Consider the following 13,685-nt stretch of genomic DNA (forward strand, 5'->3'; position numbering starts at 1 on the left):
CTTAGAAAACTACCAAATCTGCTTTTCTGATGCTGTTTATGCCTGCAAACAATTTCTAAAAAACAAGCTCACTTCTTCTCAGTTGAAAACTTACATAGAGAAACATTTGTCAATCATCCGTCCAGGTCGAACCTTTAAAAGGCGACTGAGAACTCAATCAGTAGTAAGCTTCACCTATAGAGTATCATAATTTTTAAAAAAGGTCACAAAACCTTTATTTGGTATGCACAAAAAGACCACTTTTGAAAGTCTGATGTAATTATGAGCTTTCAAATGTGGTCTTATTTTAAATTCTAGGTCTTAACTTAATGACATTGTCCACATGGGACCTGCCTTTGTTAGTTGAGTCTGGTACTCATGAAATGTCAAATTCTGATTTTGTGAAGTTTCTTAGCTGAGGGTCTGGCTTGCGCGCAAGGCAGACCTTCTTTGAAGGGAGTGAGCGTTATTGAAGGCATGCTCACAGCAGACTTTTTTCTTTTTTTAATTGAAGGGCTAAGTAGATACTTCCAAGCAGTAAGATGATACTGGCCATTAGGCTGCCCTCGGTTCCAAAGTCTCCACCTGAAATCCAATCGGCTGCCTCCGGTTTTATTCCAAAAGAGAAGAGAGAGGAGCCGGTGCTTGTACCACTGACGGCGACTCCGAAAATATTGCCTTGTGTGAAATTCCAAGCCCCATGTAAACCTACAACACCCCAGATATTGTCAGTCTTAAGCATGTAGAGAGCCATGAATACACCAGATAAGACGATACTTAAAATCGACAAACCAGTGACATTGTTATTGCTCAAGTGCATGATTCCAAAAATGCTACTTGAAATGCCAATTGCAATGGGGAGATTGGAACGCTTGTTGATAATGGGTAGAAGCCAGGCACGGGTTAGGAGTTCTTCTGTACCACCTTGAATCAGCCAAAATGGGATGGTTGATATAACAAACATGAGATTTGCACCTGAAAAATCGACACGATTGAATGTGACTCCGCCAAACAAATAGCTGAGTCCAAGGCTACAGATGAAGGTCAGTGTTCCTACTCCCCAACCTTTTAGAATCTCAAGAAAATAATTTGTTTTGAAAAATCCAAGGCTAGAAATGGGGCGTTTCTCGTACCACTTAACCCAAGCGAAGAGTGTTAGAGCAATGAAGGCAAATAGCCCCAGTTGAACATGTAGGAGACTAAATTGTTCAAGGATAGCATTTGGATTGTTTAGATGAGTAATTAGGAAAGGTATGGAGATGATGGTAAGAATGAGGATTCCAATGATAGAACCACCGAAAAAGAACATCTCTACCATCAAGCAAGCTAGAATGATCATCAGCCATGCGGGCAGTTTTTCATAACGTTTGGTCGTATTTTCCAAGATTCTTTTTTGGTTCATCTTATTTTCTCCCTTTTGGCTTAATGGAACACTTGGTGATAGTTGAAATCGTTTTCTATATTTATTTTATCAAAAAATATACAAATAATGCTATGTAGAAAATAGGATTTATGAATAGAAGATGCTTTTTTCTAGCGGTTTATGAATGAGTACCATGAAGCAGAGTCGGTTCAGAAATTGTGTGAGTCACCCTTTCCTTATATGGTATAATAGAAAAGAGGTATACGATATGAAAGTGATTATGGTTTGCTTAGGAAATATTTGTCGCAGTCCCATGGCTGAATTTGTAATGAAACAAGAAATGCCGACTTGGCATGTTGAAAGCCGTGCCACCTCGACTTGGGAGCATGGGAATCCGATTCACCGAGGAACACAAGCAATTCTCAAAAAATATGCAATTCCTTACGATGTCTCGAAACAATCACAACAGATTTCACAAGCAGATTTTCGTGAAGCTGATTTAATCTTGGCTATGGACCAGTCTAACTTAGAGGATTTGCGGGCCATGGCTCCACAGGAAGCCTTAGCTAAGATTCATCCCTTGATTGATGGGGAAGTCCCAGATCCATGGTATACGGGAGATTTCGAGGAGACCTATCGCTTGGTTCAACAGGGATGTCGAGAATGGATTGAAAGAGTAGGAGAGTAGCGATGGCAAAGAAGGAAAAAAAGCAGAAATATATCGATAAAAAAGCTCCTGCCAAAAGTATTCGCTGGAAACGATCTAGTTTTGAATTGCTGGCTGGGGTGATAATCCTTTTATGTGCAATCTGGGTCTTTGTATCTGGAATCCCTATGAAGGGGAAGGTCAGCCTAAATGAAGGTCAGATTATCTATGAGGGTACTTTAGTTCGGGGAAAAATGACTGGTCAAGGCAAGGTTACCTATGAAAATGGGGATGTCTATGAAGGCGAGTTTGAAAATGGAGCTTTTCAAGGTCAAGGAACCTTTACCTCTAAGGATGGTTGGCGCTATACAGGCCAATTTGCCAAGGGTAAGCCAGATGGAAAAGGGGAGCTGGTAACAGAGGACAAGATCGCCTATACTGGAACATTTAAGCAAGGAATTTACCAAAATGAGAATTAAATGGTTCTCCCTTATTCGGATAACAGGTCTCCTCTTTGTCCTGATTTATCATTTTTATAAGGAACAATTACCAGGTGGTTTCATTGGGGTAGACGTCTTTTTTGTCTTTTCAGGTTTTCTGATTACAGCTTTGTTGATTGAGGAAGTTGGGAAAACCAAGAAGATAGATTTGGTATCTTATTTTAGGCGAAGATTGTATCGAATTGTTCCACCGCTTGTACTGATGATACTGGTAGTGGCGCCTCTGATGCTTTTTGTCAAGGCAGATTTTCGGGTGGATATTGGAACTCAGACAGCTGGGGCTCTGGGTTTTGTGACCAACTTCTATGAAATGCTTTTAGGAGCTAGCTATGAAAGCCAGTTCATTCCACATTTGTTTTTGCACACTTGGAGTTTGGCTCTGGAGGCGCATTACTATATTGTCTGGGCGTTGGTTCTGACTTTGGTGGCGCGTGGATGTAAGGATATTCGACGATTCAAGAGTCAGGTTTTCCTAGTTTCGACAGGTTTTCTATTGGTCTCTTATATCAGTATGCTGATTGGAACTTTCACCACTGATAATGTCTCGAATCTCTATTTCTCAAGCCTATCACACAGTTTTCCCTTCTTTGTGGGCTCTAGTCTAGCGGCCTTGACGGGTTTGCAGCATCAAGGGATGTTGTTACGGAGTTTCATCCAGAAATGGAGTTTAGGTAAGACCTTACTTATCTACCTAGGAGCTTTGACTCTTTCATTGGTCCTCGCACGCTTTCTCACTTTTGAGTCTTTGTGGACTTATGTAGTCGGTCTTTTTGTAGCTTCTCTCTTGGCTGGGGTGATGATTCTGGCTACTCGTATCCTACACGAGAAGACCCAGATCAAGGAGCCGCGAGTGCTCGATTTTTTAGCTAGTACCTCTTATGGGGTCTACCTCTTTCATTGGCCTTTCTATTTGATTTTTTCTGAATGGATGGAGCACGGTTTAGCCGTTTCATTGACCATCCTGCTTTCTCTTGTCTTAGCTGCTGTTTCTTTTTATTTATTAGAACCTATGTTTCAAAGGAAAAATCCGAAAATTTTAGGTACGCCCGTAGTGATGCCAAGTCTGGGCTGGAAAGGGCTGCTTCTTCCGTTCCTGTTGGGAATAACTTGGATCATTGGAGTGATGATGAGTCCAACTATGGGAAGTTTTGAGGCTAATCTGGTAGGAAATAGTTTGCAACAGGCTAGTCAGCAAATGCGTTCTCTCCGTATCCGTACTGAGAATCCGGATGCAGTTGCTGATGGAGCAAGCCTAATTGGTGATTCTGTTGCCCTCCGGGCTAGTGATTGGCTGAATCAGGATATTCCTGGATTGGATATGGATGCAGCGGTATCTCGGAACTTGATTGATGGTACTAAAATGCTGAAAAAGGCTGCTAAAAATGGCACCCTGGTTACAGATGTCATCATTGCGCTCGGAGTTAATGAGGTCAATGATTACTTTGATCAGCTAGACCAGATGGTTAAGGACTTACCGGCTGGTCATCGCTTAATCTTGGTGACCCCTTATGATGGTCGTGTGTTGAACAATCCCAATGCTATCGCCAACCGGACCCGGGATTATATGATCAAACTGGCTGATCAATACGACTATGTGCTGGTTGCAGACTGGTATCAGACTGCTGTAGACAATCCGGAAATCTGGTATGGTACAGATGATGTCCACTTCGGATCTAATCCTAGCAGTATTGCACAAGGTGGTAAACTGTATGCTAAGACTGTTCGTAATGCGTTGAAGAAAGCCCAAGATGCACCCACAAAACCCTAATGAATGATGATTGGAGAATCGTTGAACATCTCCTACAAACAATCGATAGGTTAAACCTAGTAGCGTTTAAGGTGGATGTATAAGGACCAATGCTTGGTTCTAAGATTGTAAGGAATTTGAAAACAGTAAGAAGGCTGGGCTTAGGCACCAGCCTTTAGTGTTGTGTTAGTGAAAATTCTTGGACTTAGTGGCGCATAGAGTTTGCGAAGCAAACCACAATTGCTCGTGTTTCCCACTCCCTCTTTTGTTATACTAGTTTTATGGAAAAAATAAATCGACGGATTTTTGACTTGGCTTTACCGGCCATGTTGGAGAATTTTTTACAGATGGTGATGGGAGTAGTGGATTCCTATCTAGTAGCTAGTCTTGGTTTGGTGGCTATTTCTGGAGTTTCTCTGGCTTCTAGTGTCTTGGCGATTTACCAGGCCCTATTTTTAGCTCTGGTTGCGACGCTATCCAGTTTTGCTGCCAAGGCTCATGCAGAAAAGGAAAAGGCGCGGTCCGAGGACTTAGCTCGATCAGGCTTAGGTCTAACGGTAATGTTATCCCTAGTTCTAGGTTTGTTGTCTGCGTTAGCGGGACCGACGATTCTTTCTTGGATGGGGACGGATTCTAGAGTGGCAGCAGCAGGTGGTCTTTATCTCAGTCTAGTTGGAGGTACCATTGTTTTTCAAGGCTTGATGATGAGTCTAGGTGCAGTGTTACGAACCTGGGGACGCCCGCAGGAACCTATGTGGGTTAGCCTAGTCGTTAATTTTTTAAATGTTCTTTTGTCTACTGCCTTTCTTTATGGCCTAGATTGGGGATTGATGGGGGTTGCCTTAGGGACAGTTTTGTCGCGATTTCTAGGAGCTCTTTACCTTTGGTGGCGAGTCCCTTTCCCTCTGTTGGGGCAACCTTGGATTTGGGATTGGAGTTTGGTGGGTTTTGCCTTACCGGCGGCGGGTGAACGTCTGATGATGCGGCTTGGCGATTTTCTGCTTATGGTGCTAGTGGTTTCTTTTGGAACCGAAGTGGTCGCAGGGAATGCTATTGGGGAGACCTTGATTCCCTTTCATGCGATGCCGGCTTTGGGTCTGGCGACTGCAGGGGTTATTTTGGTCGCTCAAGCTCGCGGGCAGGAGGACTGGGAGCAGGTTGATGCCTTAGTCTCGCGTTTGTATGGCTGGACACTAGCTCTAATGCTTCCGATTGGCGTAGCTTTTTACCTTTTTGGTCAGCCTTTGACCCAGCTTTATAATAGTGATACGCAGGTTGTTGCTGCCAGTCAAACGGTCTTACTGTTTGCGTTATTAGGGACCCCGATGATTGCTGGGACTTTGATCTATACTAGCTTGTGGCAGGGCTTGGGCAATGCCAAGCTGCCTTTTTATGCGACCAGCATCGGGATGTGGGTCTTACGTTTGGGCTTGGGTGCTTTTTTAGGCCATTTTCTGGGCTGGGGGTTAAGTGGCATTTGGATTGGGACCCTAGTTGATAATGGTTTTCGCTGGTGGTGGCTCAGACGTCACTATCGTTCTTATAGAAAGGAGCAGGTATGACTGCTTTTATTTGGGATTTGGATGGAACACTTTTGGATTCTTATGAAGCCATTCTGGCAGCTATTGGTCAGGCCTTGGCAGATACAGAGTACCCTTTTGACAAGGAGGCTATTCGCCAGCAGATTTTAGCAACCTCTGTTAAAGATTTTTTTGAAAAAATTGAAACAGTTGATGGGAGAAATTTGAAACCTCTCTACCAAATGGCTTTACCGCAATTTAGTGGGGAAATTCGTCTTTTGCCGGGAGCTAAGGAAATCTTAGAATGGGCAGATCAGCAAGGAATTCAGCAGTTTGTCTTTACTCACAAGGATGAGGAAGCCCATCCTCTTTTAGAGCAATTGGGTATAGCATCCTATTTTAGAGAAGTGGTGACAGCTAGCGATGGTTTCGCTCGTAAACCAGATCCGGAGGCTCTCTACTACTTGATGGACAAGTATACATTGGATCCGGATCAGACTTACTATATTGGTGACCGACTTCTGGATATTGAAGCAGCCCTTGCGGCGGGAACTCATTCGATTAATTTCTTAGCCCATCCAGAAAGCCAGCAAATTGAGAATCTACTAGCTATTCAGGAGATGGTGTTTCTTTAAAAGATCGAAAGCATGTGTCTTTAGCTTAAGTTTGCTTTAAGGTGTTTTCTCTATACTAGGGTTACAAGTTAAGAAGAGTTTCTTAATTTGACTCCTAAAATTTTTCTTTTTCATAATAATCTCCAAATAAGCCAGGGGCCGTGTTAGTTCCTGGTTTGTTTTTGTTTACTTTGGTTTTATTCTGATCTTATGGGAGATTATCTTCTGGTTTATTTAAGTCAATTTGTTTTTAAACTACTTGGTTCACGGGTGGTTCTTTTTTACCTTGCAAGCTCGGTATTCGCCCCTCTAGCTCAGATTGTTCGCAGAGGAGGCGGACATGATAATTTCCAAGGAAGAGCTGCATATTGAGTGCAGTTCTTCTTTTTTGTTGATTCTGCGAATGAGGATATTTTTAGGATAGAATTCGAATAAACTGGTAGAGAGTTGAACACAAGGCAGTTCAAAAATTTTTGATAAGGCTGGAAAACATTTGAAAAAAATATGTGTTTTGATTCGCAAATGTTTTAAACAAGTGTATACTGTAATTAAAGATAAAGGAAGGAAATAGGCCGATGACCACGAGGCGGGAAATTGAAAAGTCAGAAAAAAAGCGGGCTTCTCTCCAACCGATAAAGGCGAAGGCTCTTACACCTTGTGGTAACACCCTGACGGTAGGACATTGCTTATCGGCTTATGTAAAATGATTATGAAATACACTTATCTAGCACTATTTGAAGAAGATGTAGAACAAGGTGGATACTCCATCTAGTTTCAAAGCGCTCGCTAGCAAGTTAGTGAGTGATGGCGATATAATTCAAGCTATTACCGTAGATACCGAGTTGGTTCGTGAGCAGGAACGTTCTAAAGTGGTGAACAAAATAGTTACTCTTCCAAGTTGGCTTGTTGAAGTTGGGAAAGAAAACAAAATTAATTTTAGTCAACTTTTGCAGAAAGCGATTAGAGAAGAGTTGCAAGTTTGAGCCTAGACAATCAGCAAGATTTTTTTATTTAAATTTGCCTATCCTGGAAAAATGTTATACAATGTATTACACGAAAGGGATGGATAATATGGCCATGGTATCATTGAGATTAAACAAAGCAGAAGAAGAATTATTTAAAAGCTATTCAACACATACAGGGAAAACATTATCAGAATTATTTAAAACAGCATTGAAAGAGCAAATAGAAGACAAGTTAGATTATGAAAGAGGTATCCAAGCCTTAGAGGATTTTGAAAAGAATCCAGTCACCTACTCAATAGATGACATTATAGAGGAGTTTGAAAATGACTTATAGGCTTGTAGTCAGTGAAGAGGTAAAAAAGCAACTCAAAAAGATGGATAAGCATGTCAGACTGATGTTGGTTAAAGATATGAAAAAACGTCTTGATGGCTTGGAAAACCTCAGACAGATTGGCAGAGCTTTAGTGGGAAATAAAAAAGGTTTATGGCGCTACAGGCTTGGCAATTATCGGATTATTTGTGATATTCGAGATAATGAAATGATTGTATTAGCCGTTGAGGTTGGTCACAGGAAAGAGATTTATAAATAATTTGGAGGAATTGCCTAAGGTTATTTTTTAGTACGATAGGGCTATCATGATTCGTGGGCATCTGTGAGCTGTTCAGTTCTTTAAGACATATCCAAATTGTGCACGCACTGCGTGCACAATTGAACTGGATGCAATATCATACGCTTTCTGGTATTTCAGATGATTCTAAGCGAGAGTGTTATAGTCTTGGGTTGGTTCATACTCTTTGGAAATCAAATTTAACCGTTGTCAGGTCAGACAGTCTGGTAGACTGTCTGAGATTCTAGTTGAAAAAACGAAGTTTTTTCAACTTTGCTGTACCTATTTGAAACTTTCTTCGAAAGTTTTATCAGTAAACTCAAAACCTCTTCCAGAGATTTTGAGCTGTCTACGGCTTACTTCCTAGTTTAAGATTGATTTTCATTGAGTATCAGAATAATTTTGACCAGATTTAAAATATGAGAGGTGGTTACTCTCTTGCTGTATTGCTGGATTCTATTGTGATGATCTCATGAAGATTTGGGGCAGTTGCAAATGTACGTGAATGATTATGATCGAAATGAAAAACAACACGATTGCCAAATTTGGTGGTCGTGTTGTTTTGTTCATTTTTTACTATCTGTAAAAAATCCCTAGGCGAAAACATAGTTGGGCTTGTGTTCACCTTGTTTATAAATGCAAAGTGTGAGCAATAAGGTCCTTTTTAATTAACTGAAATCGACCGCCTCGTGATAAGGAGGTTGTCGTTCTTGCCAGTATAAACCGTGTTTTTCAACTAGCTTTTGAACCTCCTTTTTGTGGCCGTAGAAGGAGAGGTAGAGACGGTAGGAGGAATCGAATTGGATAGTAATCGAATCGTCTGTAATCCAATTAGTAAATACACCTTTGAACATTAGTTTGAATAGGGTAGAAAAGTCTTCTTTTCGGACGATGAATGGTTCTATAGTCCAATCCTCTACAGTTTCTTCATATTCATACATTTGTTGGAATAGTGCTTTTTCTTGAGGGAATAAGTACTGTTCAGAGATACCGAATTCCTGAATGTTGTTAAGGTGTAAACCGTTGATGGCAAACTCACTTACTTGGAACTTATCCAGGAAGTCCAAAACCAGATGGAGGTATTTTTGTTCTGTAGCTCGATACTCTCCCCACTCCAGCCCATTTTCTATTTCGTCAAAATGACTCCATTCAGTATAGGTACGATTCAAAGGGTCATCTTTGGAGATACGAAGGTCATGGTGATAGTCACCTGGTGGATTGGTTTGACCGTCGCCCCAAGTATAGGTGTTAGGCACTATATCTTCTTCTTCCATTTGATAAGGAGAGATAGAAAATTCTTGATAATAAAGATGCTTTTTACGGATTATTTGCTTACATTGCTCGAGTTTTTCTTCATCTGTACTTTGGACATACATGTAATAGTCATATCCAAAATGGATTTGAAGATTAGGGTTGTAAAGATGACACCATAATGCTTCACGTAGGTTGAATCGAACAATCTCAGAGATTGCTTTTCCTATAACTATAAATCCATTATCAATTTGCTGAACTAAATGGCATTGTTCGTAATTTAGTAAACTTTCCTTTCTTTGAATTCGCAAACTAAAACTTTTTTCTAATTGTCCTACTTCGAGATAATCGATATTAAATAATTTTAGAATCTGTTCAATAGTCTGTACATATTGATGTTCTACTGCAAGATAGTTGTCTAAGGTCAGTACTTTTCCATAAAAAGTCCTGCCAATATCGGATATTGCTGTCCAGTCTTCAACGTAGTTTGGATTTCTTTTATCGTATTTGTGAATGGAAAGTGCTGGCATAAAAGGTTCTTTCTAATTTATTTGAAGTCGACCGCCTCATGATAAGGTGGTTGTCGTTCTTGCCAATAGAGTCCGTGTTTTTTGACTAACTCTTGTATTTCCTTTTTGTGGCCGTAGAAGGAGAGGTAGAGACGGTAGGAGGAATCGAATTGGATGGAAACAGAACCTGTACTTATCCAAGTATTAAGTCTACCTTTGAAAATTAATTGGAATAAGGTTGAGAAATCTTTTTTTTGAACAATAAATGATTCAACTGTCCGATCTTCTACATTTTCCTCGTACTCATATAGTTTTTGGTACAATGCTTCTTCTTTAGAAGAGAAATAATGTGAAGGGACTCCGAGTTCCTGAATAGTAGTAAATTCTAGAATCCTATTGAGAAATAGTTCTGCCACCTGGAATGATTCTAAGAAGTCTAAAACTAGCTGGAGGTATTTCTGTTCCACTGGTCGATAATCTTCCCAATCGAGTCCGTTTTCGATTTCGTCAAAGTTACTCCATTCGGTATAGGTGCGATTTAAGGGATTGTCCTTGGAAATCTGTAGATCATGGTGGTAATCCCCTGGAGGATTATTACTTCCATCAGACCAGATATAACCTAAGGCTAACCGATTCTCTACAATGTCTTCGTAAAAATAGTCAAAATTTTCGAGAGCTTCCAAATAGAGTTTTTCACTCTTTATGATATTGGAAATAATATCTAGAGGGAAGTTCTGATCTAATTTAACATACATATAATAATCATACCCCATAAAGATCTCTATTTTGGGATGATAGAGTAAACAGTTTACAGCCCCTCTTAAGTTTAAGCGAATAGTATCCTCAATTTCCTGTTGGTTGAGTTCGATACCTTGTTCCAGTTTTTGATAGAGGAGGCTCAGTTCTTGATTGAAAAATGTATGTTGTTGATTCCAATGTAGACTAAATAGTCTTGATAGGTACCTAACTTGGAGGCGATCAATGTGAAGGTGGTCCAGTAGTTTGAGTACGACTTGTGTGTAATGAGTTTCTGTTTTCAGATATTCTTCAAGAGTTAGTTCTTGTCCGTGGAAATAGTCGCCAATATCTGAGACTACAGTCCAATCTCCATAGTACTTCTTACTACTCTTGTCATACTTGTGAATTTTAAAAGTCGTCATGGGTGTTTCTTTCTATATTAAATGTGTTTAATAAAGTTAGTCTCCAATTTTGTTTAAGTTTTTATCGTAGGTACCAGCTCGAGTATTTTTACCTTGGAGTTGTTTAATGGTTTTGGCTCCTTTCCAATATCCTCCGCTGTGAGTATCTCTATCTGGTGAAATAAATGTTGGTCCTTTCTTTTTCTTGATTTGTTCATAAATGGGAGTTCCATGGCTGCTTGTCTCAGATGTTTTTCTGTAGCCTAATTCTTTAGCAAGTTTTGTAGTTTCTGGAGAGGGCACATAGCCAATAATCACTCTCTGCCCAGGATGGATTGTGAAATTTGAAATGTTATTCCATTCTACCAGTTCATCCATTGTGATGCCATATTTTTGGGCTATGAGCCAAACGGATTCACCGGCTTGGACGGTATGAGTTGTATGTCCGGAAAATGGTGCTTGTGTTGGTTGTTTGAGAATGAGGACTTCGCCTGGATGGATGGTAAAGTTTGAAATATTGTTCCACTTAACCAAATCATCCATGGAGATACCATGGTCTTTAGCAATTCTCCAAACGGAATCTCCAGCTTTGACTGTATAAGAGTGATTTGCAGTAGTTGTAGAAGGACTTGTTGGTTTTTGAGTAATGAGTTGTTGTCCAGGATGGATTGTTTGGTTGGTAATCTGGTTCCATTCTAGCAACTGTTTCATTGTGATATTGTGATCATGGGCAATTCTCCAGACGGAGTCTCCAGCTTTGACTGTATAGAGTGCACCAAGTTGAGGTAGTGGTTGTTTAGTAATTACAGGTGGCAAGGGATTGAGCGGAGGTTGGGTTGTGATGAGGGTGTCTCCCGGATGGATGGTAAAGTTTGTGACTTTATTCCATTTTACTAGATCATCAATTGTAATTCCGTGTTCTTTGGCAATTTTCCAGATAGAATCTCCAGCCTTAACAATATATTGGGTTTTTTTAGCAGCTGATTTTGCCTTGATATAAACTTTTTGTCCTGGGTGAATGGTGTCATGCTTGATGTTATTCCAAGCTCTAAAATCAGCCATGGAGATATTGTATTTTTGAGAGATGGACCAGACAGATTCGTTAGGTAATACTTGGTGTTGTAAGCCGTTATTGATAAGAGTGTCTGGTTTTACCAAAACCTTTTGCCCTGGGTGGATGAGTCCGTTTGTAAGTCCATTCCAAGTGATGAGGTCATTCATTTTAATGTTGTATTTTTGAGAGATAGACCAGACAGATTCATTGGGAAGTACGGTATGTTTTTTACCGGATAAATCATAGACGGGAAGTTTGAGGCTACCTGTATAATAAAAGACATTGGCAGCAACTTGACCATAGGCGCGTGTTGGTGCAGTATATCCTCCTGTGTACTGAGGAGTGTAGGAGTAGTTCGGTGCATAGCCATAGGACTGACTTGGCTGATAAGTATAGTTTTGAATTGCATAATGGTCAGGTGCAGTGTAAGTATAACTTTGAGCTTGACTGATCGATTGAATTCTAGCTTGATTGTTAACATAGCTCTTTGCCATAGCTGCGTATTGAGCCTGTTGTCTTTGTGCGGCTTGCGCCTGGAAGTATTGATGACTCCGTTGAGATACTTGGTGTCTTAGATATGCATAACCAATGATAGCAGCTGTTGCCTTTGCAGCTGCTACAATGTATGGTGCTGCCGCCCATAAGCCTGGTAATGCGAAGACAAGTCTAAACGATTGATTCGTACCTGAAGTTGTAGAAGTTTGTGCTTTGACAGCTGCTAGGTCGAGAACAGCTTGTGTAAATTTGTCGGGATTGTCAGCACTTCTTTGAAGTTGACTGAATTCTTCTTCAGTGCTGTTTAGAATCAAGGTGTCAACAAGATTCCCAAAATCTTGTTGGGCTTGCACAGTCTGGTAGAAGAATTTTAGTTTCGTTTCAAATTCAACTAAATCAGAGGTTTCTTCCAGTTCCTTTTTCTGTTCTGGAGTCAAGGTATTCTTGAATTCTTCCAACTCTTTCAAACTATATTCTTCATTAATTTGACGAATGAGAATACTTTCTAAAATTTTTTGTTTGCTTTCTATATCTGAACTAGCTTCCAATAATTGATGTTCTTCCGGTGTTAAATTGGCAAGGTACTGCTTCGCCTTGTCCTCGAATTCAGCCGCAGCTTTTTGTGAATTGCTTGGCTGACTACGTCGGAAGGGGGTGTTGGGAGTTGAAATTTCTGCTTCTGGGAGTTTCGTTGTTATATTGATTTCGGTGACAAGATTGTTTTCAGCTAGTTGAGACTCCTGTTGAGAAGGCATGTTTGCTTCAGGAATTTGTTGGGAAATATCTAACTCGGAAGGAGTTGGGGTATCTTGGGGTAAGGTTGGTGGGACATTGTAGTGATTAGATTCAGGAACTTGGAATGTAGAATTGTCATCTGTTGTGGGTTTGAGCTGATTGGTTGGGATCTCTATATCAGCTAGTGTCGTTTTTTCATCTGCAGATACAGTATCTGTGATGAACTCTGTATTAGCAAGGAATAATAAGGTGCTCGATAGTAACAGAGTACGATAAATATGTTTAAATTTCATAATAACCTCCTAAATCAATTCCAGGTGTAAGGATTTCCCTACAAGCAAAATGTAACCGGTATTACCAGTGGGTACCTTTATTTTAACAAAACCGTTGACGACATACAAACAATATAAATAAACATTTTTAATAAATTATTTTCTCCCGAGTTTATCAGTTTATGTTGTAGCCGATCCAGTTCAATTACTTGATAGAACTGGATTTTTTTAAAGCTCTCGTTAGATTTTGTTTGTGTTGTATGCAGTTGTATGATATAATGGAAACAT

General features: G+C 40.2%; 12 protein-coding genes and 1 pseudogene. 9 read left to right on the forward strand and 4 right to left on the reverse strand.

Annotation, left to right across the window (positions count from 1 at the left end):
• Positions 1–190 (forward strand): annotated as a pseudogene (locus ACXM1Q_RS07715) (IS4 family transposase); the annotation flags it as partial.
• A gap of 270 nt (positions 191–460) precedes the next feature.
• Here ACXM1Q_RS07715 and ACXM1Q_RS07720 read toward each other — a convergent pair.
• Positions 461–1,381: a CPBP family intramembrane glutamic endopeptidase gene (locus tag ACXM1Q_RS07720; protein WP_458517561.1), complete on the reverse strand. Its 921-nt coding sequence runs from the start codon at positions 1,379–1,381 to the stop codon at positions 461–463.
• 229 nt (positions 1,382–1,610) lie between these two features.
• Between ACXM1Q_RS07720 and ACXM1Q_RS07725 the strand changes: the two genes are divergently transcribed.
• From ACXM1Q_RS07725 to ACXM1Q_RS07760, 8 genes are all read left to right on the forward strand, one after another.
• Positions 1,611–2,030 carry a low molecular weight protein-tyrosine-phosphatase gene (locus ACXM1Q_RS07725; RefSeq protein ID WP_458517562.1) on the forward strand — a complete coding sequence of 140 codons (420 nt, stop codon included), beginning with the start codon at positions 1,611–1,613 and terminating at the stop codon, positions 2,028–2,030.
• A 2-nt stretch (positions 2,031–2,032) separates the two neighbouring features.
• Positions 2,033–2,467 (forward strand): MORN repeat-containing protein, encoded by a 435-nt coding sequence (locus ACXM1Q_RS07730; protein WP_458517563.1) that lies wholly within the window; start codon positions 2,033–2,035, stop codon positions 2,465–2,467.
• A complete protein-coding gene (locus tag ACXM1Q_RS07735) occupies positions 2,457–4,256 on the forward strand; it encodes an acyltransferase family protein (protein ID WP_458517564.1) in 1,800 nt (599 codons plus the stop codon). Before ACXM1Q_RS07730 ends, ACXM1Q_RS07735 begins: the two co-directional genes overlap by 11 nt.
• 260 nt (positions 4,257–4,516) lie before the next feature.
• Complete coding sequence (locus tag ACXM1Q_RS07740; RefSeq protein WP_458517565.1) at positions 4,517–5,797, forward strand: MATE family efflux transporter; 1,281 nt, start codon at positions 4,517–4,519, stop codon at positions 5,795–5,797.
• Complete coding sequence (locus ACXM1Q_RS07745; protein WP_458517566.1) at positions 5,794–6,390, forward strand: HAD-IA family hydrolase; 597 nt, start codon at positions 5,794–5,796, stop codon at positions 6,388–6,390. The genes ACXM1Q_RS07740 and ACXM1Q_RS07745 overlap by 4 nt, the downstream gene beginning before the upstream one ends.
• Before the next feature lie 734 nt (positions 6,391–7,124).
• Positions 7,125–7,352 (forward strand): hypothetical protein, encoded by a 228-nt coding sequence (locus ACXM1Q_RS07750; RefSeq protein ID WP_458517567.1) that lies wholly within the window; start codon positions 7,125–7,127, stop codon positions 7,350–7,352.
• 88 nt (positions 7,353–7,440) lie between these two features.
• Complete coding sequence (gene relB, locus ACXM1Q_RS07755) at positions 7,441–7,668, forward strand: type II toxin-antitoxin system RelB family antitoxin (RefSeq protein WP_135038373.1); 228 nt, start codon at positions 7,441–7,443, stop codon at positions 7,666–7,668.
• On the forward strand, positions 7,658–7,924 hold the full coding sequence (locus tag ACXM1Q_RS07760) for a type II toxin-antitoxin system RelE family toxin (protein ID WP_458517568.1): 267 nt from the start codon (positions 7,658–7,660) through the stop codon (positions 7,922–7,924). The genes relB and ACXM1Q_RS07760 overlap by 11 nt, the downstream gene beginning before the upstream one ends.
• Positions 7,925–8,610: 686 nt before the next feature.
• Here ACXM1Q_RS07760 and ACXM1Q_RS07765 read toward each other — a convergent pair.
• Genes ACXM1Q_RS07765 through ACXM1Q_RS07775 form a run of 3 tightly spaced genes read right to left on the reverse strand, consistent with a single transcriptional unit; the run spans position 8,611 to position 13,418 of the window.
• Positions 8,611–9,723, reverse strand: a complete 1,113-nt coding sequence (locus tag ACXM1Q_RS07765) for a hypothetical protein (protein ID WP_458517569.1) — start codon at positions 9,721–9,723, stop codon at positions 8,611–8,613.
• A 17-nt stretch (positions 9,724–9,740) separates the two neighbouring features.
• Positions 9,741–10,862, reverse strand: coding sequence for a hypothetical protein (locus tag ACXM1Q_RS07770; RefSeq protein ID WP_458517570.1), 1,122 nt, complete (start codon positions 10,860–10,862; stop codon positions 9,741–9,743).
• Between the two features lie 36 nt (positions 10,863–10,898).
• Positions 10,899–13,418, reverse strand: coding sequence for a LysM peptidoglycan-binding domain-containing protein (locus ACXM1Q_RS07775; RefSeq protein WP_458517571.1), 2,520 nt, complete (start codon positions 13,416–13,418; stop codon positions 10,899–10,901).
• Between the last annotated feature and the right edge of the window lie 267 nt (positions 13,419–13,685).

The organism is Streptococcus sp. 10F2, assembly GCF_054331515.2.

What these genes read in the sequence shown, in the direction of transcription:
- ACXM1Q_RS07720 (WP_458517561.1), bottom strand. Translation starts at nt 1,381, where the DNA reads ATGAACCAAAAAAGAATCTTGGAAAATACGACCAAACGTTATGAAAAA.
- ACXM1Q_RS07725 (WP_458517562.1), top strand. Translation starts at nt 1,611, where the DNA reads ATGAAAGTGATTATGGTTTGCTTAGGAAATATTTGTCGCAGTCCCATG.
- ACXM1Q_RS07730 (WP_458517563.1), top strand. Translation starts at nt 2,033, where the DNA reads ATGGCAAAGAAGGAAAAAAAGCAGAAATATATCGATAAAAAAGCTCCT.
- ACXM1Q_RS07735 (WP_458517564.1), top strand. Translation starts at nt 2,457, where the DNA reads ATGAGAATTAAATGGTTCTCCCTTATTCGGATAACAGGTCTCCTCTTT.
- ACXM1Q_RS07740 (WP_458517565.1), top strand. Translation starts at nt 4,517, where the DNA reads ATGGAAAAAATAAATCGACGGATTTTTGACTTGGCTTTACCGGCCATG.
- ACXM1Q_RS07745 (WP_458517566.1), top strand. Translation starts at nt 5,794, where the DNA reads ATGACTGCTTTTATTTGGGATTTGGATGGAACACTTTTGGATTCTTAT.
- relB (WP_135038373.1), top strand. Translation starts at nt 7,441, where the DNA reads ATGGCCATGGTATCATTGAGATTAAACAAAGCAGAAGAAGAATTATTT.
- ACXM1Q_RS07760 (WP_458517568.1), top strand. Translation starts at nt 7,658, where the DNA reads ATGACTTATAGGCTTGTAGTCAGTGAAGAGGTAAAAAAGCAACTCAAA.
- ACXM1Q_RS07765 (WP_458517569.1), bottom strand. Translation starts at nt 9,723, where the DNA reads ATGCCAGCACTTTCCATTCACAAATACGATAAAAGAAATCCAAACTAC.
- ACXM1Q_RS07770 (WP_458517570.1), bottom strand. Translation starts at nt 10,862, where the DNA reads ATGACGACTTTTAAAATTCACAAGTATGACAAGAGTAGTAAGAAGTAC.
- ACXM1Q_RS07775 (WP_458517571.1), bottom strand. Translation starts at nt 13,418, where the DNA reads ATGAAATTTAAACATATTTATCGTACTCTGTTACTATCGAGCACCTTA.